The following is a 25,892-nucleotide window of genomic DNA, read 5'->3' as shown; positions in this document are numbered from 1 at the left end:
GTGCTTCCTGTCCCGAATTCCCGGTGCGGACGCGACGCGTTTCAGCCACACCCCGAGCTGGCGTTCATCGAGGTAGCCCACGGACACGGGCTCAACACCCCGGCTCGGCTTGCCCATGCCCACGGATATCACCGGTGGAGCCTGATAGAGCGCTGCACCATTGACGAAAATGAACTTGCGGTGGCCTGCGAAGCCACCGCAGCTGAAACACCAGCCGTCACCGACGCCGCAGTCCGGCATGCCCCACTTCATCGAGCGTTGGAGTTCCGGAAGTGTCCGAGCCGCCAGCGCATCGACGGCCTGATGCTACCCCCGTGCTGTGGCTGCGGCAGGGCCGTTGGGAGTGGCAGGAGGCCTCATGTGGTCAGCCCTTGGCGTCGTTGTGCTCATGTCGATCAGCGTCGCCAACAACTGGGCGCCTGTCATCGGCTGGGGATTGGTTTCCCTAGCGGTAGTGGGCAGCGCGCCGAGAACCTGTCAATGCGCTTACCCGCTAAACAAGTATGCCCAAGGGAGCTGCGACGGTTTCCCCGACATCAAAGAGCACCCGGTATGTCGTGGGATTGAAAGTTTCCATACGGCGAGTACAGAAATTTCTCTCGCTTGCGCGGCGCAGCCATACCCGGCGGGGATGATCGACTGCTATAGCCATTTTCTAATGGAAACCCGTTACGGGTCGGCCGGGTACCCTGAGCATCCCTCATCGGCAATGGGGTTAGGCCCGGCGGTAGCGGCCGAGTTCCATCACCTTGGTCCACGCGGCGACGAAGTCCACGACAAATTTCTCCTTCGCATCGTCGGCAGCGTAAACCTCTGCCAGCGCACGCAGCTCGGAGTTGGAGCCGAAGACGAGGTCGTTACGCGTGCCGGTCCACTTCTGCCGGCCCTGCGCGTCGGTCGCCTCGAAACGTTCCTGCCCCTCCCCGATGCTCTTCCACGTGATGCCCATGTCGAGCAGGTTCACGAAGAAGTCGTTGGTCAGGGTTCCGGGCTTGTCGGTGAAGACACCGTCGGTCGAGCCCTGCATGGTGGCTCCCAGCACCCGCATACCACCGACCAGCACCGTCATCTCCGGGGCGGTCAGCGTCAGCTGGCTGGCCCGGTCGACGAGCAGATGCTCCGCCGACAGGCTGTTGACCTCACCAAGGTAGTTGCGGAACCCATCCGCCGCCGGCTCGAGCGGGGCGAACGACTCGATGTCCGTCTGCTCCTGTGTCGCGTCTGCGCGGCCCGGAGTGAAGGGCACCTGAACCTCATGCCCGGCGTCTCTGGCGGCTTTCTCGATGCCGGCCGCACCACCGAGGACGATCAGGTCTGCGAGCGAGACCTTCTTGCCACCGGTCTGGGCGCAGTTGAACTTCTGTTGCTCACCCTCAAGCACACTCAGCACGGTCGCAAGCTGAGCCGGGTCGTTGACCGCCCAGCCGTTCTGGGGCAGCAGCCGGACGCGCGACCCGTCGGCGCCACCGCGCTTGTCGCCGCCACGGAAGGTCGACGCCGATGCCCATGCGGTCCGCACCAGCCAGGGCACGGCCAGTCCCGTGGCGAGGATGTCGTGCTTGAGCGCTGCGACGTCCGCGTCGTCGACCAACTCGTGATCCACCGGGGGCACCGGGTCCTGCCAGAGCAGCTGCTCCTCGGGAACTTCCGGGCCGAGATAGCGCTCGATCGGGCCCATGTCACGGTGCGTGAGCTTGAACCATGCCCGCGCGAACGCGTCGGCAAACTGGTCCGGGTTCTCCATGAACCGGCGCGAGATCTTCCCGTAGATCGGGTCTTCCCGCAGACCGATGTCGGTCGTCAGCATGGTCGGCGGGCGGCTCAGCGAGCCGTCTTGGGGGTCGGGCACCGTGTTTGCACCGGCCCCGTCCTTCGGCTGCCACTGGTATGCGCCGGCTGGACTCTTGGTCAGTTCCCACTCGTAGCCGAACAGGATCTCAAAGAAGCTGTTGTCCCATGTTTAACCGGCTAATATTTGCTTGGCTTGGGCCATAACCGGCTAATCACAGAGCCTCAGCGCGGTGTGGTGTGGGGCCTGCCTTCGAGATGCCGGAGGCGTTCTTCTTGGTTGCGGACCCGTGCGGCCAGCGTCTCGATCAGGATACGGAGCCGGGTCACCTCGGCGGCCAGGTTCATATCCGCGTGCAGGTGTGTTTCGGCGATGCGCCGGGCAATGAGTTCACGGGCCTGGGCATTGCGATAGAGGCTTGAGCGCGGGATCCCGGCCCGGGCGGCCACCGCGGTGATGCTGATCCGGGCGCCCTGGCCGGTCAGCTCCTGCAGCGCCGTCTCGATTCGTTCCTTCAGCGGTTCCGCGCTCATGCCGGGCTGGCTTCATCGATGAGCTTTTCTAGCTGGGCCACCAGGGCTTGGTGCCGGCGGGCCTCGCTGTCCCAACCGCGGCCCCTGGCATCCTGGGCCAGCAGGGCGGCATCTTTGCGCTGGGCCTCGAGCACGGGAAGATTGCTGTTCTCGGTGCGGAAGCTGGGGCAATGCTCGCAGATGTTCGCGTACGGGCAGGCTTCCTGGGCCAGGGCGCGCAGGCAGTAGCCGCCAGCAAGCCGGGACTTGATGGTCGGGGTCTCACGCCAGTTGCCGTCGGTGATGTTCCTGATGGGCAGCAGTACCCGTCCGGTTCCGGTGGTGGTGCCGATGCGGGTCTTGGCCAGGTCCAAGGCACGCTCGTATTCGGTGCGGACGGTGGAATCGAAGAGCGAGGCGTAGCGCAGGCTCATCTCTGCCGAGACGTGCCCCAGCAGGCTCATCAGGGCCTGGAGGGTGACCCCGGCATTGATCAGTGCGGTGGCATAGGTGTGGCGCAGCTGGTGCGTGGTCACGTGCCCGAGCCCGGCGCTGGCCGCGGCACGGTCCAACTCGTTGCGCAGCCCACTGACCTGCAACCGCTTCCCGTAATGGGTGAAGAGGAACTGCACGGGTTTGCCGCTCACGGGGTGGGTGATCGCCTGGCCCGGGGACCGGGTGGCGATGATCCGATCCAACAGCGCCAGGCTGTCCTCGTCCAACGGCACCATCCGTTCGGTCTTCATCTTGCCCAGCGGGACCTTCAGCCAGGCCCCGTTGCCGGCAAGCTGGTGGACGCAGTCCATTTCCAGGTCCAGCAGTTCACCGATCCGCAGGCCGCAGGCCCGCTGCAGCAACAAGGCATCGGCGGCCAACCGGTTGGAGGACTCCACCAGGGCCCGGGCCAGCATCCGGTCGCTGTCCGGTGGCAGGTAGCGCGGCAGCGGCCGGGGCAGGCGGGGAATATCGGAGCGGAACAGCAGTTGCCTCGCCGGGGCATCGGGCCACCCCCATTCGGTGATTTCACGCAGGAAATTCGACACGGCATGAATCCGCCGGGCCTGCTCCGCGGGCGAGAGGATGCCCCCGGATTTGGTGTTCGGAGCCCGGCTCAACATGATCAGGTACGGCTCGATATGCCGGCACCGCTCCAGCCCGTGAGGTCCGGAAAGATCCGGGTCCAAGGTGGTGGCATACGCACCGAAGTGCGCCAGCCGGGTGGCCAGCGAGGACACGGTATGGGCCACGCAGGTCACGGTCTTGCGCTCCAGATACCGCTCCAACGTCTGGGCCAGGGGTCCGTGGACCGTTTCCATCCGCTGGCTGAAGGTGGCGCGAGTATCTGGCTTCGGCGCCGGTTCGGGCATCAGCTCGGCATGGAAAAGCACCCTGCGGACGTTGGCACTGAGCACCAGGTAGGGGTGCGCGGAGCGTCCGGTGCGCTGCTCCCGGGCCCGGCAGGCGGTCTCGAATTCCTCCAGCTCCCCGCTTCCCACCGCGCAGAGCGGGGAGCCGGTGTGCAGGAGGACCCGGGCCACGACCCCGGTAGTCATCGCCCGCCCGACGCGTTCGCTGAAACCCAGCGTGCGGGCCCGGCCCAGGAAGAAAAGCAGATCCGTTTCCAGTGCTTGGCCAACGCAGGCGCTGAGAATATTGGTGAGTTTGGTATTCAGGAGATACCCGTAGTCCCCGTGGATCCGCCCGGTGAGCATCAGGAAAAGGATGAAGCCCGTCGTGTGGTATTTGGTTTCCACGCGCTGCTCGAGGGGTTCATCCAGCCAGTCCCCGGGCTCCGGCCAGCGGGCCATGAACGTCCGGGCGCCGGAGAACACCGGTGTGGAACCGTGCCCGCGCGCGGCCAGGTAGTCGCGGAAGGCGTCCACGACCAGGGAGGGATCCTCAGTCAGGGGATTGCTGGCGTTTGCGGGCTGCATCGTATTCGGCTTTCACGTGGACGGGGGCCAGATGGATATAGCGGGCGGTGGTATTGACGTGGGTATGGCCCAGCAGTTCGCGCATAACCGCCAAGTCGACCCCGGCCTCGGCCAGGGCACTGCCGAAGGTGTGACGCAGCGCGTGCGGATGGGCGTCGGCGACGCCGGAGATTTCCCGGTGGTAGCGGAAGATGGTCCGCAGCCCGGCCGGGGTCAACGGCTGGCCGCGGGTCTTGCCCTTGGCCACCAGGAACAGCATGCGGCTTGCCGATTCGGGGCGTTCGATCAGCAGGTAGGTTTGGATGGTTGCAGCGACGTCGGTATCCAAGGGGACCCGCCGTTCCTTGGCTCCCTTGCCGTGGACCAGCAGCCAGCGGGCGCCGATGTCGACGTCGCCGACCGCCAGTGCCAGCACCTCCCCGGCGCGCAGCCCGCAATAGAGCATCAGCCCGGCCATGGCCCGGTCCCGCCAGGTTTTCAGGTCCTGGAAGAGGGCCACGACCTCCTGGTGGTCCAGGGCGCGGGGAAGCCGGCGGGGTTCGCGCAGCCGCAGGGCGGAGCGGGGTTGGGGTCGGGCCAGGTGCCCGAGCAGCCCGGAACGGTTTCCTGAACCCTGCCACCTGTTTTCTGTTCCTCGGGGGATGGGGTTCTTCAAGGCCGGGTTGCGCATCACCATGAACGTGAAGAGGCCAGAGGCGGCGGCCAGGCGGCGGTTCACCGTGGCCGGGGCGTAGCCGTCGGTGCGTTGGCCGTGCAGGGTCAGGACGTTGGGTCCGGGGCGGCCCGGGACCGTGGCGTGGCGGCAGGCGGTGAGGTAGCGCAGCATCACATCGGTATCCACGCCACCGAGCCCCAGTCCCTCGGAGGCCAGCCAGCGGCAGAAGGCCAGCAGGTCGAACCCGTAGGCGCGCACCGTCGCCGGCGAATAGTTCCGGTCGGCCAGATAGCCCAGGTAGTCGTTGACCGTGGTGAACGCGGCCGAGCCGGCACCGGCGATCTGCCATGTTCCGCCGGAGGCTTCCAGGCTCAGGTCCGGGTCGGTCTCCATGGGTCAAAAGGGTCCGCCTCGTCCGGTTGGAAGTCAAGGAATGCCAGCGGGTTAGCGGGGGTGAACGATTGTATTAGCCGGTTAACGGGGAGGTGGGCGTGTATGTCCAGGTGACCTCGAGGCCGCTACCGATCGCGTCCCGGCCCTTGCCGCTCCTGTAGCTGCCCTTCCAGCCGAGTCCCATCTGTTCCAGGCCCGCAGCCTCCGGCTCAGGCCCGACATACTGCTCGGGGTCGGCGGCACCGTGGGTCTTGCCGAAGGTGTGGCCTCCGGCGATGAGTGCGACCGTCTCCTCGTCATTCATCGCCATCTGCTTGAACGTCTCACGGGTGTCGCGCGCCGCTCCAAGCGGATCCGGGTTTCCGTTCGGGCCCTCGGGATTGACGTAAATGAGGCCCATCTGCGTCGCGGCGAACGGCTTGTCGAGCTCATGCTCGCCGTTGTGGCGCTCGTCGCCGAGCCAGGTGGTCTCCGGGCCCCAGTAGACAGACTCATCCGGCTCCCACTCGTCCACTCGCCCGCCGCCGAAGCCGAAGGTATCAAAGCCCATCGACTCGAGCGCGACGTTGCCAGCCAACACCATCAGGTCGCCCCACGACAGCTTCGCGCCGTACTTCTGCTTCACCGGCCATAGCACACGCCGGGCCCGGTCCAGCAGCACGTTGTCCGGCCAGCTGGAAAGCGGCGAGAAGCGCTGCTGGCCCGCGCCCGCGCCACCGCGGCCATCCTCGATGCGATACGTGCCCGCAGCGTGCCATGCCATCCGGATGACAAGCGGGCCATAATGACCGAAGTCGGCTGGCCACCAATCCTGCGACGTGGTAAGCACCTGCTCGATGTCCTGCTTCACGGCCGGCAAGTCCAGAGAGTTGAACGCCGCGGCGTAGTCGAAGTCCTCGCCGAGCGGGTTGGCCACGGCCGGGTTGCGGGCGAGCAGCTTGAGGTTGAGGCGGCCGGGCCACCAGCCGGAACTACGCTCACCCTCGGTGGGGTGAAGCCCCCGCCCGTGCACCACCGGGCACTTCCCTTCCGGGCTCCCAGTGTTGAGTTCGGCCTCACGGGTCTCATGGTTGTCAGTCATGGCATTCCTTTCGCACTAAAGCGATGATCGGAAACGGTCAACAGACGCAGGCCCAGTGTGCCGTCTCTCTGCGGTCCTCGCGGAGCTGATCTCCCAATTATGGACCGCTCCTCTAAGGTCGAACAGAGCGGGACCAGCGCCAGATGCACGCGATCGCGGATCCGCGCGATCCCGGATACCGAACCTTGACGCAGAGAGCACATGCGTCGGACGTCACTGCTTCTACTCGACAACGCAGAGTTGCCCGGCAGGCGGAGTTCTGCCCAATGCGCCACCCCCGCCGTCTCCGGACCTCAAATTACCTTTGAAAACGACAAACGCGCACCGCACGGAAAAGCACTTGAGCGACCACGTCAAGGATCCCTCGCCAAACGCTTGGCGCGTCTCCACTCGAGACAATACCCAGCAGCCGCGAGCAGCCAACAAACGGATAACCCTGCACCAAGGACCTAGTTCCGTCCGGAGACGATTTCCAAGATGACAACAACCAGTTGGCTTATACCGATCACCCCGAAGAGCGTCATGAGCCCGGCAGCGACACGGCCGTTCATGGCCGGTGCCCGCTTCGCGGGATCGGTCAAGCCCAGGCTATCCGTCTGGTGCTGCCACCACAGCCGAAGATTCGACACAACGTCGCTCTAAGACATCCACACCCTAGGTGCGTGGGTCGGTAGTCGTTTGACCAACGGCACCACCCACGAAGGAATACCGGCCCGGCCCGGCCGCCGCAGGGTCACACCACGGAGAAAAAGGCCTTCGGGCGCATCCGCCCTTCCCCGGGGCCCTCAAACCGGACCAGTGGGTTCTGGCGCGCAGCGCCAGGGCCCACCTCCGACCCTGGCTATCCGGCACCCTGGGCCCGGAACGCATGCAACTTGAGCAGGTTATGCCCTGCCGCCAACAACTTCCACTCCGCCTGCGCGTTCTGAAGTCCGCGCAACAACAAGTGCTTACCCTGACGGGTTTTGATCTGCCCGAACACCGGTTCCACGATGACCTTCCGGCGCGAGTAGACCTGTTTGCCGGGCTTGGTCTTCAGCTTCCGGGCCATCCGCTCACCCAAGGTGGCGTTCGCCGGGATCCGGCCCCGCGGGGACTCCGGGATCGGGGTGGCGTGCTTCACCCGGGCGGTGGAGATGAAGAACCCGGTCCCGTGCTCCGCCTCCATCCGCCCCGCCTCCACCAGGTTCGCCTTCGAGCAGTACCCGGCATCGGCGCTCAACGTTTTGGGCATCATGCCCAGGTTTTCCTGGACCCGCTCGACCATGGGGACCAGCTGTCCGTAATCGTTGGCCCCTTGGCCCAACTCGGCGGCAACAATGACCTGATGCCCGGCGTCCACCACCGCCTGCGCGTTATAGCAATAGTGATAGGACCCGTCGGCGGTCTTCATGATCCGCGCTTGGGGATCCGTGAAATTCCGTTGCGCCGCGGGCCTCGGTTCCGATTCCCGGGCCGCGGTGTCACCGGCACCGGTGATCTCATCATCGTCATCCCCGCGCTTGGCGGCCTTCTCTTCGGCTTCTACCCGTGCCTTGTCCGCGGCCTCCTGCTCCAAGGAAGCCCGCGCGGCGGCCATGGCCTTGGACCGGGCCTGCCGGTTGGCCAGTTCCACCGGCAGCTCGTCCCCGCGCTTACCGGGACCGAACTTCGCATCCTCGGACTCGTCCACGGTCTTGGCCTCCGCCATCAGATCGCTGATCTCCTGGGCCAGGACCTTCTGCTTTTCGGTCAGCCGCGCGTAGGACATCGCCTTGTGCCGAGAGGCGTTGGCCCGCAGCTTCGTTCCGTCCAGCGCGACCATCCCGAGTTTGACCATGCCCGCGGCCCGGCAGAGTTCTAGCGCCTGCAGGAACACGTTGGCCAAGGCGGCCAGGTGGCGTTGGCGGAAGCGGCCGATGGATCGGAAATCCGGGGCCTGTTGGGCAGCCAGCCAGCGCAACGCGACCACATCCGTGCATGCGCGCTCCAGCTGGCGGGAGGAGCGGACCCCGGTGCAGTAGCCGTAGAGCACGATGCGCAGCATCAGCCGCGGGTCGTACGGCGGCTGGCCCTTGGCCTTTTTGTGGGAGGCGTAGAACCGGGTCAGGTCCAGCTCGTTCTCGACCAGTTCGGCGATGAACCGGGCCAGGTGCCCCTCGGGCAGCCACTCCTCCAGGGAGGGTGGCACCAGCATCACCGCATCGGGTTCAAAGGCCCTGAACCGCTTCCGCTCCCCGCCGTTGGCATCCATCAGCCCGTCATCAACGGGCTCGAGGCGCTCCACCAGGGATGCGTCGAACAAGCCGTCCTGCGGGATGGAAGAAGAAGGGGAGTTCATACCCCTCATTCTTCCAGCGACCCCTTTGCGGCCCTGGTTAATTCCTCGGCGTTTTAAGAATCATTTGAGCCCGGCACCCGACTACCGACCCACGCACCTAGGAGCTAGACCACATTCGCCACCGTGTCTGACCGGAGCCAAGGTCTCAGTGTCCACAGACGCTCCAGATGGCTGGAACTAATGCCCTCAACCAGGGGGGCCATTTTCCAAAGTCGGCTGCACTAGACATCCGAAGCCCTCTGCGCGGCGAATCTACGCCCGCAAGCGGAACCTCGCATGGGATGCCCAGGTCACGATCACGCGACTGCGGCCGAACCCGGATACGACTAGAACGACGGAATGCCGAATCCGCCAGAAAACAGGACTGTCCCCAAGCCCACGATTGCCAGGCTGACAAGCGCCACGTAGGACACCCTTGACACCCACTGGTACCCTGACCCGCCCGTAGCGGAGACCACAAGAAGCATGAGCATCGGCACGAGCATGAGCCCGCCAAAGATGATCGCTGGAGCAGCCCTGACATCCGGCGCTGGGCACGGAAACGCCAACGCACACACTGTCGGGATACTCTGCGCGAGCCACATAAGCATCCAGGCGACGAGCAGGAGCCCGAGCGCTGGCAGAACCTTCCACAAGACCCGGGCGCGTGGTTCGTTTGCTTCCATGACCCCATGTTGGCAGAGCCGATGCGGAACGGCACCATGCCACCAGCCCGCTCCGGGAACCTTCACCGGGGCAGCGACCTGAGAAGGGTTTAGCCGAAACGGTTAACCTCATCGGGACGGAGTAAACCTTGCAGGCCGTGGTACTACCTCGTCGCATCATGGCCATTCGAAATGCTGGTGGGTTCAACCAGCAGATCAGGGGCATCTCCACACCCCGGTTCCTGGGAACTGGGATGCCACTGGACACGCCTTGGATGGCGGTGGACCACCAAACCCCGAAGGAATTCGAAGAGACCTAACGATGTGAACCGCTTTCCGGACCGCCACCCGACGAAGTCTCCACAACACGGCAGAAGGCTCGGTCACCCAGCAAGAGGTTCCTGCCGCCCTGTCGTTACGGGTCCCCACGAAGCGTCCTTCGGGTGCCGCGTCGGCGTCGGCGTCGCAACTGCAGGAGCCGCACCGCACCGGCGATAGCCACCAAAATCCCGCCCGCCACCGCAGCGACGAAAAGCGCCATCCCCAGTGAAAGTTCGCCGGCCAGGCCAAAGTAGTTCACTGTCACACGTTCCTGGTTTTGCAGGATGAGGATGATGAGCAATACCAAGAGGACCAGCCCCGCGCTGACGGCCACCCAGATGACTCCGGCCCGCGTCACGTCCTCATTTCGAGGCTGCGTAGGCTGCTTGGACGGGATCTTCGGTTTGGAAGGCGTGGGTTTCTTCGCCGAATGCGGGCCGGGGGTAGGCTCACTCGACGGACTCGGCCATGGTTCAGAAGCCACGTTTTTCACCACCTTGAGACAGGGCACCCCGTCCATGCGGGACTGATACGGCAAACACTACTCCGCGCCGCACCATGCGTCATTGCTCCCCTCCTGATTCTTCATCGATGCCCGATACCGGATCAACAATGGCCATCGCGTTCCCGACCCTAAGCATGGCATTTAACCTCTGGCGGAAAATTCCTTGACTTTCGGAGCCTTGCTCGTCGTGTCACGAGCGCGTAGACGGGCCTCGTTACTGATCACCATACTGTGATGAGTGCGTGTGAACCATGAAGCGGGTGATTACAACACTCCAGGGTGTCATGTGATCGTGTGAGTTAAGCTACAGCGTCTTGAGTTCGTCGAGGGTGATCGTCAGGGGCTGTTCAGCGTGTGACTGGTACTCATCGCCGACCTGAGTGAACACACCCGCATCGCCGCCCAAGATCGATGCCGGAGCATCGGGATAGGTTGCGAGGAAGAGGATAACAGTCTGTCCTTCCTGCAGTGGACGGGACCCAGTGACCGTGTACTCGGTGCCGTCCATGGTCCCACCGAGTTGACCGACGTTGATCACTTCGCCGGGCTTCACTTCGCCCAGGTAAACCGTGTTCACCGTCGCGGCGAACACAGTGATAGGCACGGCTCCCGCTGCACGGTCGGGCTTCTCTGTGGTGCCGGCCAACGGGTTGGTCTCCGAATCGTCGCCTTCGTACTTCGGGAGCAGTTTGTCCGGAGAAGACGCTCCGAGGGTGACCTCGACGACCAACGTCGAGCGCTTGGCAAGATCCTGGATGGTGGCGTAGGACGGATAGTCAGGCTGCAGCTGAGCAGTGGCGGTCTCGTGTGCCGGTGCTGCCGCGCAAGACGTCATGGCGAGAAGGGCAGAGCCTGCAAGGGCGCAGCCGGCGAGTGCTTTCGAGATGTACTTCATGATGGTGCCTCCTGACGGCTCAGTAGAACGAGTTGACATCGGTGATGTCGTAGGGCTGTGGAAGGTACAGCGTGTTTCGATTGCGACTGTGCTTTGTGTTACCAAACAACGAAGCATGAGAAGGATCCGGTGGCCGTAACCATGATTATCCATAAGGGCTCCATTCCACCACAAGGCACCACGGCCACCGGGCCCTTCGACGCGTTCCGCCAAGGCTATTACCGCTGCCTCACCCGCCGGGCCGACACCCTCTTCGAGCCCACCGACGCCCTCTTGTGCACCGAAGGGAAGGTCACGGGCCTGGCCCACCTGTCCCTGGAACCCGAACACCACCGCGTTTACGGGGCCCTCTACGACGCGGTGAACGCCGGCGACATCAACACCACAGCCCTCAAAAACCTCATCGGGACCGTACCCGTGCCCAAGATGCCCGGGCCCGGCAGCCGGATAGATCCACAGAAGTCACCCCCTGCTGCCGGCCGGCCTGCCTTCGGCGACTGACGCCCCGGCCAAGACCACCCGCTTCGCAGTGCGCATCCCGGAATCAGTGCCCCTTGAACGCCTCGGCCAGCCACCAGGAACCCTTATCGGAGGCGATCTTCGCATCGATCACCAGCGGGCGGCTCGGATTCGACGCCACCCACTCCCTCACCTCGTCCAGATCCGCCAGGGTGCGCACCGTGATGCCATCGGCACCGAAACCACGGCCGATGGCGGCGAAGTCGGTGTCCGGGAACTGGACCGAACTCATGTCGGCATCCGGGTCATCGATGGCGAAATGGTGTACTTCGGCGCCGTAGGCAGCGTCGTTGTAGACGATGCACACCAGTGGCAACTGCAGCCGCACCGCCGTATCCAGTTCGGCGATGGCCATGTGGAATCCGCCGTCTCCGGTACCGAGCACCGGCAGGCGTCCGGGTTGTGCCAAACCCGCACCGATGGCCGTGGACAGGCCCAGCCCGATGGACTGGAACGCCTGCGTGAAGCAGAAGCCGAACTCATCTGGAACCGAAAGGAACTGACTCGGGTAGCCCATGAAGTTTCCCGAATCGATGCTGAGGATGCGTTCGGATGGCAGCAGCTGATCCAGGGCCTTCGTCAGTGTGCGCGGATCGATCCGCTCGCTATCAGAGAGGTCCTCGTAGCCGACCTGTCCCCAGTGGATCGATTCGCTGATGCGGGCCCGCACGTCGGCACGCCGGTAGCCCTCGCGGGGAGCCACACCTAAGGCAACCAACTCTGCCAGGACGTCGGTGGCGCACTGGGCCGCGTCGCCAACGACGCCGAGGTCGATGGGGCGGTTGGCGCCCAGTGCAAGGTCTTCCAAGTCGATCTGGACGACCTTGGCCTCGGCTCCGATCAGGTGCCCCTGGCGCATCGTCCACATGTTCAAGGCGCAGCCAAATCCGATGACCAGGTCTGCGCCGGTGATCAGCTCGGCCGCCAGCGGGGAGGAGAACCCGCCCGAAATGCCGAGGTTGAAGTCATCCGCATTGAACAGTCCCTTCGCCACGGCCGAGGTGGCGACCAGGGCGCCTGCGTGCCGGGCCACGGCAAGGATCTCGTCCTTGGCCCCGCGACCGCCCCGGCCTGCGACGAAGACCGGGCGTTGGGCCCCGGCCAGCAACCCGGCCAGCGCCTGAACCGAGGCATGCGAGGGGCGGATCGGTTCGGCCGGTGCGATGGCAACCGGAGCGGACGCCTGCTCGTCGGCGACCTCCTGCGCCTGGACGTTCAGCGGAAGGTTCAACACCACTGTCCGGCGGTCGTTGACAGCCCGGCGGTAGGCGCGCACCGTGTCGGCGACGGCGCTGGCGGCCGAATGCACGCGTTCGGGCACCGCGTAGACGGAGGCGGCAAAGCCGTCCTGGTCCATGGCGAAGTTCGAGTAGACGGCGCTGGGTGCGGCCTCGGCGGCAAGCACTATCATCGGGGTGCGGGATTTGGCCGCCTCGCCGACGCCCGTGGCGGCATTGGTCAGGCCACAGCCCTGGTGCACCGAGAGCAGCGCGACCTGCCCGCTGATCCGGGCGAAGGCATCGGCCATGGTAGCGGCACCACCCTCGTGCCGGGCCGCAGTGAAGGGCACCCCGTGCTCCATGAGCGTGTTGGTGATGGTGAAGTTTCCCGAACCGACCACGCCGAAGCAGTGGCCCACGCCCAGGTCCGCGAGTGTCTTGCCGACAAGTTGTGCGACGTTCATTCTCTTGTTCTCCTTCGTGCCCGTGGCATGCGTGAGCGTGGTGGATGCCGGAGACGAAACGACATCCACCACGGGACTGCGGGCCGGAATTTCCGGCATGGTTCGGATGCTGGCCTACTTTTGAACCATGGCCAGCACGCGGGCCGGAGCACCGGTGCCACCCACGATGGGCAGCGGGGCGACCACGATCATCGCCCCGTGGGTGGGCAGCTTATCCAGGTTCTTCAGCGAGGTGATCCCGTACTTGTCCGCACCCAGCAGGAAGTAGTGCATCGGGAACGGCGGGTTCAGTGCTCCGGCGTTGCCCGCGTCGATGCCCACCGTTTCCACGCCGATGCCGGAGATATCCAGTTCCTCGGCAATCCACTTGGCGCAATCGGCCGTGAAGCCCGGGGTATGGGAACCGTTCTCGTCGAGGTTCAGGAAGGCCTGCTGGTCATGCCCGTGCTGGTCCCATCCGGTGCGGAAGAGCAGCCACGAGTTTGCGGGGAAGGCCCCGTGTTCCTCCTGCCACGTCACCAGGTGTTCGATATCGATCAGGAAGTCGGGATCCGCTGCCGCTTCGGCGCTGAAGTCCAGCACCACTGCCGGGCCGACGAGGCGGGCCGGGTCCAGCTGCGAGACGTCCTTGCCCTCGCGCCCGGAGATCCAGTGGATCGGGGCATCGATGTGCGTGCCGATGTGTTCCCCGGTGTGGATGTTGTGGTGCTTCCAGTAGGGGCCGGGCTCGTTGTAGGCGGAGACCTGCTCGATACTGAAATCAATCAAGTTCGCGAACGGTTCGGGGAGCACCAGCGTCGGGGTGTCGGCCGATAGCGGTGCTGTCAGGTCGTGGATCACGACCGCGCCGCTGGCAAGTGAGGTCAGGACTTCATGTACAGGACTCATCGGTTCTCCCATGGTGTGGCTGGGTCGCATATGCGACCCAGCAGCTGTTTTTCGGCTTCAAATGGATATGTCGCGCATCAGGACATGGTGGCTAACTTACTCGTGCTGCAAGGTGAACAAAACCCCTGCTCACGTGGTGGATTTTCGCAATCCAGGGCGCTTGGCCCGACGGATCAGGCGCTGGGCCACCAGGTGCCCGGACCCACCGCCCAACCCCGGGCCAGGATGCGTCGCCGCACCGATATGCCAGAGGTCCTTCACCGGCGAGCGCCCCCTGCCCATGCGCGGCAGCGGACGCCACAACAGGTTCTGATACAGCTCTACCGCTCCGCCATAAGGATCTCCCCCCACGGCATTGCGGTTCAGCTTGCTCAGCTCCCACGGACTGATGGCCCTGATGCCCCGCACCAACGCGCGTAGGCCCGGCGCGTAGACCTCGATCTTGTCCAGCACGCGGTCCGTATAGTCGGAGACCAGCTGCTCGTCCCAACCCTTGGAGGTATCCAGGAAGCCCGCAGCATCACCCGAGGGCTCGTAGGGCAGCTCTTGGAGCTGCAGCCAGAGCGTCGCCTGCCCAGCTGGCGCACGGGAGGGATCGAGTACGCATTGCTGACCCACCACGATGGTGGGGTTGCCCGGAAGCAGTCCGGCCTCGGCCTGGGCGCAGGCGATGGCGGTGGAATCGGAGCCGGATGAAACATGGATCAACGGTGTGTGGGCCAACCTCTGATCGGTCCAGGGCACTGGCCCGGCGAGCGCCACGTGGATTTGCATGGCGGCGCGTCCGGGCCGGTAGGTCGCCGCTTGCTCGGCGACCCCGGGGGCCAGGTCCGGGGCCTTCAGCAGCTCTCCGTAGAGTTCGGGCACCGAGACGGAGGCGAGGATCCCCTTGCGGGCCCGGATGCTCCCCTCCGGTGTATTCACCGCGACCGCCCTGCCCTCACGCACCTCGATGGACTCGGCGCGGGTTCCGGTGCGGATCACCACGCCATGGTCCCGGAGCAGTGATTCGAAGGCCGTGACAAACCCCGCAGCCCCGCCCTTGACCACCGGCAGCCCGAATTGGTGCATGGTGGCCGCCATGACGGGAAGCATCACCCCGCCGCTTGCCTGTTCGGGGCCGATACCGGCATGCAGCAGCCAGGGGGCCCACAGCTGGTCCACCTCGGTGCCGCGGAAACGGCTGCGGGTCAGGTTCCTTCCGCTCATCAGTGCTTGGCGCGCCAGTTCCTGGGCGCGTACCAGGCCCATCCGCAGTGTCTTCAGGCCGAGCCTCGACAGCGTGGGAACATCCATCTCACCACCCAGCGTTCCGAAGACCACGGGCGCCTGGGCGCCTAAATCATCGAGCATCCGGGCATAGGCGGCGCCGTCTTCCTGCTGCCCGAACGCTGCAGCGGTAGCCTGGGGATCGCGCTGGGCCAGCACCACCGAGGTGTTTCCCCGGCTGTCGGTTCCCACCGACGCGCAAACCCAGGGGGTGTCGGTATCCTCGGTGTTCAGGTATTGAAGCCCGCGGGCATGGAGTTCGGCACCCAGCTCAGCGTAGGCGGCGCCGGCAACGAACAACGGGTGCCAGGAGGAGAAGGTGTCGTGGATGAATCCCGGCACCGTCAGCTCCGCGGAGCCGATGAAGCCGCCGAGCTTCTCCCGTTCCTCAAGCAGCGTCACGCTGGCTCCGGAGCGGGCCAGTTCGACGGCCGCCACCAGCGCGTTGATGCCCGAGCCGATCACCACGTAGTCGGTGTCCAAGATGTGTTTCCTCCGTCTGGTAGGGGCGTCTAGCTGAAGTCGGGGTGCAGTGCGGTGCGGTGGTACGCACCTGCATGGAAGACCAGCGGATCCCCCGCGCCGCGCGAGTACTTTTCGACCTCGCCCACGTAGATGACGTGGTCCCCTGCCTGGTGCCTGGCCACGGTGCGGCATTCGAAGGTGGCTATGGCTCCGTCGAGCAGCGGGAGCCCGGCGATGCCATCGGTGTAGGCGACACCGGCGAACTTGTCATCGGCAGGGGTGGCGAACTGGCGCGAAAGCACATGCTGGGAGGACTCGAGCACATTGATGGCAAAGTGCGTTGAGGCCTCGAAGTCCTCCAGCGAGGGCGCGAACCTGCTCGGGCACCAGAGCACCAGGGGCGGATCCATCGAAACCGAGGTAAACGAGTTGGCCGTCATTCCCGCCTTGGTGCCCTGCGGGGTGCGGGTAGTGACCACGGTGACACCGGTGGCGAACTGCCCCAGCGCCGCTCGGAAATCGCGCAGGTCCAGGGCGGCTCCTTCCTCCGCTGCCGCACGCTCGGAGAAGGCAGCTGCCTCCTCCGGCTCGAACCACCAGGGGAAGAGCATGCGCGGGTCATCGAACCCGTTGGCCAGTGCAGTAGCCAGGGAATCGTGGCGCTGCGCCTTCCCGAGCAACTCCAGCTGCCAGTCCTTGCGTTCGCGCAGCATCGAATTGGTCCAGACAGTCGAGAACTGTCCCCACCCGCGCCAGAACTCGTCGAATGTATGCAGCATCCACGCATCGTCGAAAGGTTCATCACCCCGCGCATCGATGGCGCGGGCGTAGTGGTCTGCGGCGAGCGTTGCGTTGTTCGACCCCTGCCCGGTGAGCGGGTCGTTGAGCATGATCGCGTCCCCGATGCCCATGATGGTCCGTCCCCCGGGCAGTGTGCCGACGGCCGAACGGACCACGGGGGTGATCCGTCCGCGCAGGCCGGCCCCGGGGTCATTCAATGTAGAGCCGGCAAACCGAACGTATTCGTGGGGGAAGTGCTCATTCAGGATCCCCAAGGACGTCGACAGGTGCCCTTCCGGCGAATCTATGGTGTCCCAGCAGTCCATCGGGCCTCCGGGCAGCCCCTCGAAGACCATCATCTGGCACGGACCCTGCGTGCTCAGCCCGGGGAACGTGAAGAACTCCCCGACGCCGGGGACCATGCTCATCCTGATCTGCGAGGGGTCCGCGCCTTCGATGGCACTCTGAGCGGGCCTGACGTAGGTGACTGCCACCGCCCGCTGCGGTCGGTCGAAGGGCGACTTGGCCCGGTCGGTGACAAAGATCTGGCCCAGTTCGCCCTTGCCCGTTCCCACCACCACGAGGTCGAAGAGCGCCGCCACCTCCTCGAGCCGGCGCACCGAGAGCTTTTCGATGCGGAAGTCTCCCCCGCGCCCGATGAACGTTTCGATCCAATGCGCACATTTAACCCGCTGGTCCACCGATAGCGCCGGGTTATCCAGCGTGCCCTGCCAGTCGATCCCTTCACGCCCGTCGGTCCCCTTGATGCTCAGCCGGATTCCGGTGATGCCCAGTTCCGTGGTAACTGCCCCGGGAATCTCCAGCGGCTGCTGCACACGCAGCGCCGAGGAGAAGACGCATTGGCTCGAAGTGATCGAGCCGCTGCGGATCTGCTGGGCCGAACGGTCGGAGAACAGGGTGACATTGTGTCCCGAACGCTGCAGCGACAGCGCAAGTTGGGCACCGGATTCTCCGGCCCCGACGATGGCAATGGTGCGCATGTGATGCTCCAGTAGGTGATGGATAGGCGTGGTGGATGCCGGTGGCAGGCCGGATGGCCGGGTGTGGCTAATGTACCGGGTTGAAGGATCCGAGATAATCCTGCGCCGCATCCGGCGTCATGAACCACTGCGCGAAATCCGGAGGGTAGTCGAAGCCGTTGGCGAAGCGCTGGGCGATCTGCGGGTTTTCCTGGGCCGCGCCGAGCACCTGCAGCACGTGCTCCGGTGGCGGTGAGAGCATCGCATTGGTCCAGCCGGCTACATGCTGGGCGTAATCCCAGTAGGACTCAAACAATCCCTGCTTGAATGCGTCGTCGTAACCCGCTTCGCCGTGCTCGATGATGCCCTCAAGGTAGGCCGCGGCGCACTTTGCCGCGTTGTTTGAACCCTGCCCGGTGATCGGGTCGTTGAGCACCACCACATCGGCCATGCCCAGCACCGTCCGGCCCGAGGGCAGCGTTGCCAGCGGGTGGCGGACCGTCGGCGCGAAACGCCCCTGCAGTATTCCGTGGGTGTCGGTGAGCTTGACGTCGGTGCAGCGCGCGGCCTCCCAGGGCAGGTACTTGTTCAGGATGCGCAGCGAGTTTTCCAGGTGCTCCTGCGGCGTCAGGCCCTTCCAGGAGTCCATGTCTGAACCCGGCAGGCCCTCGAACACCATGATTTCGCAGGGACCGGAGAGCGTCAGCGCCGGGAAGACGAAGTACTCTCCGACGCCGGGAATCAGGTTGAAGTTTACAGCGGAGTATTCCTCGCGCGGCTTCATCCCATGCACGTAGGTCAGGGCCAACGCACGCTGCGGTGCGGCATAGTGGCTGCGCTGATCATCGCGGGTGAAGAGCCCGGCGACCTCGCCCTTGCCGGCGGCGACGATCACCAGGTCGCTGGCCTGCGCATAACGCTCCAACTCGGCTACCCCGGCGTCCTCGATCAGCAGCGTGCCGCCGCGGGCTTCGAACACCTCCATGAAGGCCGGGTATTTCACCCGCTGGTCGATGGACTGCGCTGGGGAGTCCAGGCGGTGGGACCAGCCCATGGCCTGCACCCCGGGTGCCTCCGGTGGTGCCACGGTGAAGCCGATGCCCTCAACGACAGGAGCGTCGGGCCACAGGTCCAGTCCCAGTGCCCGTTCGTGGCCCAGCGCCTGGTCGAACATGCATTGGCTGGAGGCGATGGATCCATCGCGGATCTGCTCCGGCGTCCGGTTGGACACGAGGGTGACCTCGAAGCCGGCATCGAGCAGGCCGATGCCGAGCTGGAGGCCTGATTGCCCTGCTCCCACGATGGTGATGCTGCGTGCTGCCATGGTCTTGGTTCCTTTGTTCTCGCTAAACGGTGGATGGGGAGGGGGCGTGGTGCGACGGGTGTTGCTAGTTTTCCGCCAGCAGCGTGATGGCCGGTTCATTGCGTTCGGGGCCGAGCGTTGAGTAGCCGCCGTCGACAGCCCAGTCGGCACCGGTGACGAACGATGCCTGCTCCGAGAGCAGGAAGGAGACCACGTTGCCGACCTCCGCCGGACGCCCGACCCGACCCAGCAGGTGGAAGGGGGCAGCCACCGAATCGGTCTTGGCCAGGTCGCCCCCGGAAAGGTTGTCCATGATCTTGGACCAGGTCCAGCCGGGGCTCACCGAATTCACCCGGATGCCCTCGGCGGCAAGGTCCGCGGCCATGGAGCGGGTGACCTGCACCAGCGCGGCCTTGCTTGCAGGGTAGAGCCAGCGCCCGGTCTGCGAGATGCCAGCTGAAATGGAGGTGAAGTTGACGATGGCGCCGTGGCCGGATTCAGCCAGCAGGCCGCGTGCTGCACGGGCAAGCATCACTGCCGACACGACGTTGATGTCCAGGGCGGTCAGCCAGTCGGCGCGGGGTGAGGCGATGCCGTCGTCGAGGTAGCTGCAGGCCAGGTTCACCAGGCCATCGAGCCGGCCGTGGATGCTCGAGATGTGGTTGATCAGTGTTTCCACCGCCGCGTCGTCGGTGACGTCCACAGCGTGGAAGTCCACGTCCGGGTGGCGTTGAACCAGTTCCCGGCCGCCGGACTCGTCGATGTCGGCCACCACGACCCGGGCACCGGACTCCAGCAGGGAGGCGGCGACCCCGGCGCCCACGAGTGTTGCGCCTCCGGTCAACAGCACGACGCGGTCTTCAAGAATTTTCATCAGCTTCCTCCCCGCCGAACGGCGTGTGATCCATGTCATAATCAAGTGGTCTGTTGAGAACCTATCCCCCGCATGCTTCCTGTCTCTATCCCCATTGCGCATCGCCTATCCGATTCACGTATGACCACCAGCCAGAAGGAGTCCGTGAGCAATGTTGACCCTGCAGCCCGCCGTGCCACAGGCGCATCAGGTACTCGACGGACTGCCGACACTGCGGACCCCTGACCCGCTCGAGGCCCAGGAACGGATCAGCCGGCTTTTTTGCGAGCACACGCTGCGCCCGCTCTCCATGCGCGGCACGGTGAAGCTGAACCTGCGTTCCAGCGGTGGCGGCTTCGGTGTCCACCTGCTGGATTACGGGACAACGGTGCGGATCGACCCGGGTCCGCTGGGCTCGTTCTACATGGTGCAGCTGCCGCTGAGCGGGCGGGCCCAATTACGGTGTTCGGCTGCCACCATCGAATCGACGCCCACCGTGGCCTCGATTCCCCCGATCGACCAGGACTTCTCCATGACCTGGCAACAGGGAACGCCCCAGCTGATAGTGACGGCACCACGCGAGATGTTGGCCACGGCGGCCAAGTCGCTCTATGGTGCCCGGCTCGACGGGCCGCTGAGGATGGCGCACTCCATGAACGTGGACACCCCGCAGGGCCGGTCGTTTGTCCGGGCCGTCTTCGAATACCACGACCTGATCAACGACCCGCTGAGCGCACCGGCTCCCTACACCCGGCATCTGCAGGAGGAAACCGTCCTGGCCCGCTGGCTCCTGGCGGCGAAGACCAATGCGGACTCGGGGCCAGCTGACCGGGACTTGCCCGCCGGTGAAGCCCGCGGTTCGTCATTGACTGCCGCCTTCACCCGCCTGCTCCAGATGCACAGCGGGGAGGACCTCGGGGTCAGGGATCTGGCCGAGGCGCTGGGCGTCTCCATCCGCACGCTACAGGCGGCACTGGCTGCCGATCTGGGCTCGACCCCGTCGCAGCTGCTGCGTGAGGAACGCCTGCGCCGCGCGCATGCACTGCTGCTGGCTGCCGATGTGCGCACCGACAGCGTCGCCGCCATCGCCCAGGTGTGCGGGTTCGGGCACCTGGGCCGTTTTTCCCAGTCCTACCGACAGCACTTCGGATTTCCGCCTTCGCAGACCCTGCGCGGGCCGAAACCGGCCTAGCCGGCACCGCCCCGTATTCCCCGTTATGGTGCCCCTATGCCAAGCTTGAAGCCACACCATCAGGATCGAGAGGGACGCGCATGTCCAAGAAGAACACGTCAAAGAGCAAAAACCGGTCCAAGTCGGCAAAGGACGCCCGCGCCACGGGGTCCTCGGCGCGCAGCATCGGCCTGGCCCAGATGCGGGCGCTGGAACCCCGCTTCATCCGGTGGGCCTCCGAGGACTCGGCCTCGGCCGAAGCCTCGCAGGAGTTCTCCGGCATCGGTGATGTCCTGGCCGCCTACTCCGAGGAGTTCAGCTTCGGATCAATCGATGCGCTGGACCCGGACGCCGTCTTCGAGCTGCTTGAATCCATTACCGAGCACAACCGCACGATCCTGGCCGAGGTCTCCTTCCTGCTCGACCGATACCTGCACTTCCTCGATGATTCAGGGCTCTGGGGCAGCGGCGACGAGAACTTCGAGGCCATCCATTCGATGCTCGCCAACCCGATGTCCGATCCGGGCTTCGATGTTCCGGAACTGGATGAGGAAGAGATTGGCGCCCAAGCTAGGGAGCTGCCGATCGTGCGCCGCGCCATCGGCATGATCCGTTGGATCGGGACAGGAATCGACGTCTCGGAAGCCGGCGACCTGAGCCCCGCACAGTTGCTGGAAGCTGCCGCTGCCCTGGGAGATGAGGCACCCGATCCGGACGGCATCCTGCCGCTTTCCACGCTGTGGGAGTCCCTGGAGGAGACGGAGCTGATCTCCGTCGAGGGGACCCGTGCCACCCCCACCGCGAAGGGACTGGCCATCCTCGGCGAGGACGCCACCGAATTCGCTCAGGTCTGCTTCGACCTGCTGATCGACCAGCTCACGATGCTGGTTTACGGAACAGCCGATGAGGAACTGGAGGAAACCATCGGTGACACCATGCTGGGCTTCCTCACTGCTGCTGCTGGCGAGGAGCCGCCACCGGCAACGGCCCTGGAGATGGACTGGGACGATGAGGCGATGCGCCAGGAATCCGAGGCCGTGGAGGAACTGCGCGCTGCACTGCCCTACCTGAAGGCCGCACGGGACGCCGGGATCCTGGCCATGGCCGGGGAAGACCTGATTGTCCCGCCGGTCGTCCGTTCGCCGCTTGCGGCCTTCATCGAGGTCAACGTCGGCGACGACGAGTAGCAGCCGCCCTCCGGCAGTGGAGGGCGAATGCGCCGCCGGCCGGTGGCTCCGACTTCCTGCAGGGAAGCGGTGCCACCGGCCGGCGGTGTTTCATCGGGTTCCCGCTTAGCGCTGCACAGCACCGTGGCGGGTTGCAGCCAGCTCCACTGCAGCGGCGCGGGCGGCCGATACCTCATCGGCAGTCAGCGTACGGTCGACGGCGCGGAAGCGCAGCCCGAAGGCGAGCGACTTCTTGCCCTCTTCGATGCCCTTGCCCGTGTACACGTCGAACAGCGCGATGTCCTCGAGCAGTTCACCGGCTCCCTCGCGCAGCGTCTCGAGCACCTCACCAGCCACCACGGCGGAGTCGACCACGAGGGCGACGTCCTGGGTGGAGATCGGGAAGGTCGAGATCGACTTGGCCACGATGACATCGGCGGCGGCGGCGAAGAGCATGTCGGCGTCGATTTCCATGGCGACGGTGCGCTCTGGCAAGTCCAGCTCGGCCAGCAGCTTCGGGTGCAGCTCGCCGGCGTAACCGACTACCGTTCCATCACGCAGGCTCAGCGCCGCCGTGCGTCCGGGGTGGAACGCCTGGTGAGCGCCCTGCCCGATGACCAGTTCGACGCCGAGCACATCGGCAACCAGCTTTGCCACGTCCAGCGCGTCGGCCCAGTCGTACTGGCGCGGGGTGTGCCCGGCGCCGACCGGCGAATCATGGCCGGTGAGCACAGCGGCGATGTGCTGCGGCTGCTCCGGCATGCCCTCATCCAGCGCATCCAGCTCGGCCTCCGCCGGGCGGGTGGCAACGGCCGGAAGCACCGCCGTGCCCAGCGTGTCGCCGGGCAGGAAGACCAGTCCGGCCTCGTACAGGGCCAGGTCGCGGAAGCCCCGGCCGTGGTTGCGGCGGGCGATGCCCAGCAGGCCCGGCAGCACCGAGGTGCGCAGGAAGCCATACTCGGAGGAGAGCGGGTTCTGCAGCTTGACCGCTGCGACCTCACCGGCCTCGGCAGCGCCGAAGGTGTTGTTCTGCACGGCGGTGACGAACGGGTAGGACAGCACCTCGGTCAGGCCGGCATCTGCCAGCGCCTGGACGGCTCGGCGGCGCTGGCCCTGCACGCGGGTCAGCCCACGGCCAGCCGGTGCCACCGGGAGGGTGGAGGGGATCAAGTCGTAACCGACCAGGCGCGCGATTTCCTCCGTGAGGTCCTCGGGGATGCTCAAGTCCGGGCGCCAGCTCGGCACGGTGACGGTGTAGCCGGTGGCCGAGGCAACGACATCGGCTCCGATGTCTTCCAGCGCCGTGGTGACTTGTTCGGCCGTGTAGTCGATGCCGATCAGCTTCGAGGCGAAGTCCCGCGGCAGCTCGATGAGCACCGGTGCCGGACGGGTACCGATGTCGGTCATCAGCGTGACGGGCGTGCCGCCAGCCAACTCGACCAGCAGGTTCACGGCGCGCTGGGCGGCCTTGTCGGCGACCTCCCAGTCCACGCCGCGCTCGAAGCGCTTCGAGGCCTCGGAGGGCAGCTTGTGCCGACGACGCGAGCGGGCAATGGAGACTGGCTCGAAGTGCGCGGCCTCGATCAGCACGGTGGACGTGGTGCCGGAGACCTCGGTGGAGGCCCCACCCATGACGCCGGCGATGCCGATGGGACCGGACCCGTCGGTGATCAGCAGATCCTCAGTGTCCAGCGCACGTTCCTTGGCATCGAGCGTGGCCAGCTTCTCGCCGGCGTTGGCACGGCGGACGGTGATCGTCCCAGTGAGCTTGTCGGCGTCGTAGAAGTGCAGCGGCTGGCCGAGTTCGAGCATCACGTAGTTGGAGATGTCCACGGGCAGCGAGATCGAACGCATCCCGGCCAGGCGCAGGCGCGAGGACATCCACGGCGGGGTCGGCGCCGCGGCGTCGATCCCGGTGACGGTGCGGGCCACGAAGCGGTCACAGCCGTCCTTGCCGTAGATCCCGGCGCCATCGGCCAGCACCACCGGGTAGCCGGCACCGGTGGAGGCGTCCACAGTGATCCCCGCGGCGGGGTCGATGAAGGGCGTTTCCGTGGCGTGGGCGTATTCGCGGGCAACGCCGCGGATCGAGAACGCGTAGGAGCGGTCCGGGGTGACGTTGATTTCAGCTGCCTGGTCATAGAGGCCCAGCAGGTCCATCGCATCGGTGCCCAGCTCCGGGTCCAGCCCGAGGGTGGAGAGCACCAGGATGCCGTCGTGGTCATCGCCGATGCCTAGTTCGCGCACCGAGGCGATCATGCCGGCCGAGAGGTGGCCATAGGTCTTGCGGGCGCTGATCCGGAAGTCGCCGGGCAGGACGGCGCCCGGAAGCGTCACCACCACCTTGTCACCGACCACGAAGTTGTGCGCACCGCAGATGATGCCCTGTACGCCCGAGGGGTCGATGCCCTCGTGGCTCAGGGTCTGGATGGCACCCTCGGGAACGACGCGGACCTGGCACCAGTTGATGGTCTTGCCGTTGGTCTGGGCTTCCTTCTCGATCGAGAGCACCTGGCCGATAACTATCGGCCCGGTGATCGATTCGGTGGGACGGTGCACGTCCTCTTCCTCGAGGCCGACCTTGACCAGGTCGGCCATGACGTCTTCAGCCGTTGCATCGGCCGGTACCTGCGCGAATTCACGCAGCCATGAAAGGGGAATACGCATGTCCTAGATCTCCATCCCGAAGTGCTCGCTGAAACGGACGTCGCCTTCGATCATGTCGTGCATGTCGGGGACGTCGTTGCGGAACATGAGCGTGCGCTCGATGCCCATGCCGAAGGCAAAGCCCGAGTATTGCCCGGGGTCGATGCCGGCGACGCGCAACACATTGGGGTGCACCATGCCGCAGCCGCCCCACTCGATCCAGCGCGGTCCGCCCTTGGCGCCGGCGTGCCAGATATCCAGCTCGGCGCTCGGTTCGGTGAACGGGAAGAAGTTCGGGCGCAGGCGCACCTCGGCCTCGGCGCCGAACATCTGCCGGGCGAAGTACTCCAGCGTGCCGCGCAAATCGGCCATGGTCAGGCCCTTGTCGATGGCCAGGCCCTCGAACTGGTGGAAGACCGGGGTGTGGGTCGCATCGAGTTCGTCGGTGCGGAAGGTCTTGCCCGGGCACAGCACATACAGCGGCACGTCGCGTTCGAGCATCGAGCGGACCTGGACCGGGGAGGTCTGGGTCCGCAGCAGCAGGTGCGATTCGGGCGGGTCGACGAAGAAGGTGTCCTGCATTTCACGCGCCGGGTGGTCCGGCGGGAAATTCAGCGCATCGAAGTTGAACCACTCGGATTCGAGCTCGGGGCCCTCGGCGATTTCCCAGCCCATGCCCACGAAGATGTCCGATACGCGTTCCTGCAGCATCGAGAGCGGGTGCCGGGCACCGGCGCGGCGGCGGCGCGGTGCGGCAGTGACATCGACCGTCTCCTCGAGCAGGATGCGTGCCGCGTCCGCTTCCTCGAGCACGCTGGTGCGGGCGGCCAGGGCCTTGTTCACGCGGCCGCGCGAGGCGCCCATGAGCTTGCCTGCCACTGCCTTCTCGGCCTTGTCCAGGCGGCCGATTTCGCGGTTTGCCAGCGACAGCGGGGATTTCTCCCCGGTGTGTGCCAGGCGGGCGGCCTTCAGCTCGTCGAGGTTGGATGCGGCTTCGAACGCGGCCAGGGCCGCCTCAACGGCGCGGCCGATGGCGTTCTCATCCGTGGGATGCGGTACGGCCGGGGCTTGAGCGTCATGGACGCCGGCCTCCGGTGACGTGGATTCAGACATGGGGTT

General features: G+C 65.6%; 18 protein-coding genes and 2 pseudogenes. 3 read left to right on the top strand and 17 right to left on the bottom strand.

Features of this window, described 5'->3' with window-relative positions:
- Window positions 1-715: 715 nt before the first annotated feature.
- The 9 genes and pseudogenes from E9229_RS11840 to E9229_RS11805 form a co-directional block, all read right to left on the bottom strand.
- A pseudogene (locus E9229_RS11840) lies at window positions 716-1,957 on the bottom strand (peroxidase family protein); the annotation flags it as partial.
- 56 nt (window positions 1,958-2,013) lie between these two features.
- Complete coding sequence (locus E9229_RS11835) at window positions 2,014-2,322, bottom strand: DUF6262 family protein (protein ID WP_183511474.1); 309 nt, start codon at window positions 2,320-2,322, stop codon at window positions 2,014-2,016.
- Window positions 2,319-4,235: a tyrosine-type recombinase/integrase gene (locus E9229_RS11830; protein WP_246380479.1), complete on the bottom strand. Its 1,917-nt coding sequence runs from the start codon at window positions 4,233-4,235 to the stop codon at window positions 2,319-2,321. The genes E9229_RS11835 and E9229_RS11830 overlap by 4 nt, the downstream gene beginning before the upstream one ends.
- Window positions 4,201-5,283, bottom strand: a complete 1,083-nt coding sequence (locus tag E9229_RS11825; protein ID WP_183511472.1) for a tyrosine-type recombinase/integrase — start codon at window positions 5,281-5,283, stop codon at window positions 4,201-4,203. The genes E9229_RS11830 and E9229_RS11825 overlap by 35 nt, the downstream gene beginning before the upstream one ends.
- 91 nt (window positions 5,284-5,374) lie before the next feature.
- Window positions 5,375-6,364, bottom strand: a pseudogene (locus E9229_RS11820) (peroxidase family protein); the annotation flags it as partial.
- Window positions 6,365-6,813: 449 nt separating this feature from the next.
- Window positions 6,814-6,945 carry a hypothetical protein gene (locus tag E9229_RS19705; RefSeq protein WP_281369527.1) on the bottom strand — a complete coding sequence of 44 codons (132 nt, stop codon included), beginning with the start codon at window positions 6,943-6,945 and terminating at the stop codon, window positions 6,814-6,816.
- Between the two features lie 260 nt (window positions 6,946-7,205).
- Window positions 7,206-8,597: an IS1182 family transposase gene (locus tag E9229_RS11815; protein ID WP_246380726.1), complete on the bottom strand. Its 1,392-nt coding sequence runs from the start codon at window positions 8,595-8,597 to the stop codon at window positions 7,206-7,208.
- Between the two features lie 1,146 nt (window positions 8,598-9,743).
- Window positions 9,744-10,007: a LapA family protein gene (locus E9229_RS19460; RefSeq protein ID WP_312855676.1), complete on the bottom strand. Its 264-nt coding sequence runs from the start codon at window positions 10,005-10,007 to the stop codon at window positions 9,744-9,746.
- Window positions 10,008-10,458: 451 nt separating this feature from the next.
- Window positions 10,459-11,049, bottom strand: coding sequence for a hypothetical protein (locus E9229_RS11805; RefSeq protein ID WP_183511463.1), 591 nt, complete (start codon window positions 11,047-11,049; stop codon window positions 10,459-10,461).
- A gap of 141 nt (window positions 11,050-11,190) precedes the next feature.
- Here E9229_RS11805 and E9229_RS11800 point away from each other — a divergent pair, with 141 nt between their 5' ends.
- Complete coding sequence (locus E9229_RS11800; RefSeq protein WP_183511461.1) at window positions 11,191-11,550, top strand: hypothetical protein; 360 nt, start codon at window positions 11,191-11,193, stop codon at window positions 11,548-11,550.
- 43 nt (window positions 11,551-11,593) lie between these two features.
- Here E9229_RS11800 and E9229_RS11795 read toward each other — a convergent pair whose 3' ends face one another.
- The 6 genes from E9229_RS11795 to E9229_RS11770 all read right to left on the bottom strand — a co-directional run bounded on the left by E9229_RS11795 (window position 11,594) and on the right by E9229_RS11770 (window position 19,811).
- Window positions 11,594-13,252 carry a thiamine pyrophosphate-binding protein gene (locus E9229_RS11795; RefSeq protein WP_183512032.1) on the bottom strand — a complete coding sequence of 553 codons (1,659 nt, stop codon included), beginning with the start codon at window positions 13,250-13,252 and terminating at the stop codon, window positions 11,594-11,596.
- A 114-nt stretch (window positions 13,253-13,366) separates the two neighbouring features.
- Window positions 13,367-14,140: a cyclase family protein gene (locus E9229_RS11790; RefSeq protein ID WP_183511459.1), complete on the bottom strand. Its 774-nt coding sequence runs from the start codon at window positions 14,138-14,140 to the stop codon at window positions 13,367-13,369.
- A gap of 129 nt (window positions 14,141-14,269) precedes the next feature.
- The gene (locus tag E9229_RS11785; RefSeq protein WP_183511457.1) at window positions 14,270-15,892 is read right to left on the bottom strand and encodes a phytoene desaturase family protein; all 1,623 of its coding nucleotides are present in this window, start codon (window positions 15,890-15,892) and stop codon (window positions 14,270-14,272) included.
- A 29-nt stretch (window positions 15,893-15,921) separates the two neighbouring features.
- Window positions 15,922-17,655: a flavin reductase gene (locus tag E9229_RS11780; protein ID WP_183511454.1), complete on the bottom strand. Its 1,734-nt coding sequence runs from the start codon at window positions 17,653-17,655 to the stop codon at window positions 15,922-15,924.
- A gap of 67 nt (window positions 17,656-17,722) precedes the next feature.
- Complete coding sequence (locus tag E9229_RS11775; RefSeq protein ID WP_183511452.1) at window positions 17,723-18,958, bottom strand: styrene monooxygenase/indole monooxygenase family protein; 1,236 nt, start codon at window positions 18,956-18,958, stop codon at window positions 17,723-17,725.
- 64 nt (window positions 18,959-19,022) lie between these two features.
- The gene (locus E9229_RS11770; protein ID WP_183511450.1) at window positions 19,023-19,811 is read right to left on the bottom strand and encodes an SDR family oxidoreductase; all 789 of its coding nucleotides are present in this window, start codon (window positions 19,809-19,811) and stop codon (window positions 19,023-19,025) included.
- Between the two features lie 151 nt (window positions 19,812-19,962).
- Here E9229_RS11770 and E9229_RS11765 point away from each other — a divergent pair, with 151 nt between their 5' ends.
- Together E9229_RS11765 and E9229_RS11760 are read left to right on the top strand one after the other, a co-directional pair.
- Window positions 19,963-20,982, top strand: coding sequence for an AraC family transcriptional regulator (locus tag E9229_RS11765; RefSeq protein ID WP_183511448.1), 1,020 nt, complete (start codon window positions 19,963-19,965; stop codon window positions 20,980-20,982).
- Between the two features lie 80 nt (window positions 20,983-21,062).
- A complete protein-coding gene (locus E9229_RS11760) occupies window positions 21,063-22,148 on the top strand; it encodes a hypothetical protein (RefSeq protein WP_183511445.1) in 1,086 nt (361 codons plus the stop codon).
- A gap of 105 nt (window positions 22,149-22,253) precedes the next feature.
- Here E9229_RS11760 and pheT read toward each other — a convergent pair whose 3' ends face one another.
- Complete coding sequence (pheT, locus tag E9229_RS11755) at window positions 22,254-24,794, bottom strand: phenylalanine--tRNA ligase subunit beta (protein WP_183511443.1); 2,541 nt, start codon at window positions 24,792-24,794, stop codon at window positions 22,254-22,256.
- A 3-nt stretch (window positions 24,795-24,797) separates the two neighbouring features.
- Window positions 24,798-25,886, bottom strand: coding sequence for a phenylalanine--tRNA ligase subunit alpha (gene pheS / locus E9229_RS11750; protein ID WP_183511441.1), 1,089 nt, complete (start codon window positions 25,884-25,886; stop codon window positions 24,798-24,800).
- Window positions 25,887-25,892: the final 6 nt, after the last annotated feature.

This window comes from Paeniglutamicibacter cryotolerans (assembly GCF_014190875.1).
GTDB lineage: Bacteria > Actinomycetota > Actinomycetes > Actinomycetales > Micrococcaceae > Paeniglutamicibacter > Paeniglutamicibacter cryotolerans.
This window is presented reverse-complemented; position numbering and strand designations above follow the sequence as displayed.

Bases quoted from the DNA above. Each gene is read 5' to 3' on its own strand.
- E9229_RS11835 (WP_183511474.1), bottom strand. From the start codon at position 2,322: ATGAGCGCGGAACCGCTGAAGGAACGAATCGAGACGGCGCTGCAGGAG.
- E9229_RS11830 (WP_246380479.1), bottom strand. From the start codon at position 4,235: ATGCAGCCCGCAAACGCCAGCAATCCCCTGACTGAGGATCCCTCCCTG.
- E9229_RS11825 (WP_183511472.1), bottom strand. From the start codon at position 5,283: ATGGAGACCGACCCGGACCTGAGCCTGGAAGCCTCCGGCGGAACATGG.
- E9229_RS11815 (WP_246380726.1), bottom strand. From the start codon at position 8,597: ATGGATGCCAACGGCGGGGAGCGGAAGCGGTTCAGGGCCTTTGAACCC.
- E9229_RS11805 (WP_183511463.1), bottom strand. From the start codon at position 11,049: ATGAAGTACATCTCGAAAGCACTCGCCGGCTGCGCCCTTGCAGGCTCT.
- E9229_RS11800 (WP_183511461.1), top strand. From the start codon at position 11,191: ATGATTATCCATAAGGGCTCCATTCCACCACAAGGCACCACGGCCACC.
- E9229_RS11795 (WP_183512032.1), bottom strand. From the start codon at position 13,252: ATGAACGTCGCACAACTTGTCGGCAAGACACTCGCGGACCTGGGCGTG.
- E9229_RS11790 (WP_183511459.1), bottom strand. From the start codon at position 14,140: ATGAGTCCTGTACATGAAGTCCTGACCTCACTTGCCAGCGGCGCGGTC.
- E9229_RS11780 (WP_183511454.1), bottom strand. From the start codon at position 17,655: ATGCGCACCATTGCCATCGTCGGGGCCGGAGAATCCGGTGCCCAACTT.
- E9229_RS11775 (WP_183511452.1), bottom strand. From the start codon at position 18,958: ATGGCAGCACGCAGCATCACCATCGTGGGAGCAGGGCAATCAGGCCTC.
- E9229_RS11770 (WP_183511450.1), bottom strand. From the start codon at position 19,811: ATGAAAATTCTTGAAGACCGCGTCGTGCTGTTGACCGGAGGCGCAACA.
- E9229_RS11765 (WP_183511448.1), top strand. From the start codon at position 19,963: ATGTTGACCCTGCAGCCCGCCGTGCCACAGGCGCATCAGGTACTCGAC.
- E9229_RS11760 (WP_183511445.1), top strand. From the start codon at position 21,063: ATGTCCAAGAAGAACACGTCAAAGAGCAAAAACCGGTCCAAGTCGGCA.
- pheT (WP_183511443.1), bottom strand. From the start codon at position 24,794: ATGCGTATTCCCCTTTCATGGCTGCGTGAATTCGCGCAGGTACCGGCC.
- pheS (WP_183511441.1), bottom strand. From the start codon at position 25,886: ATGTCTGAATCCACGTCACCGGAGGCCGGCGTCCATGACGCTCAAGCC.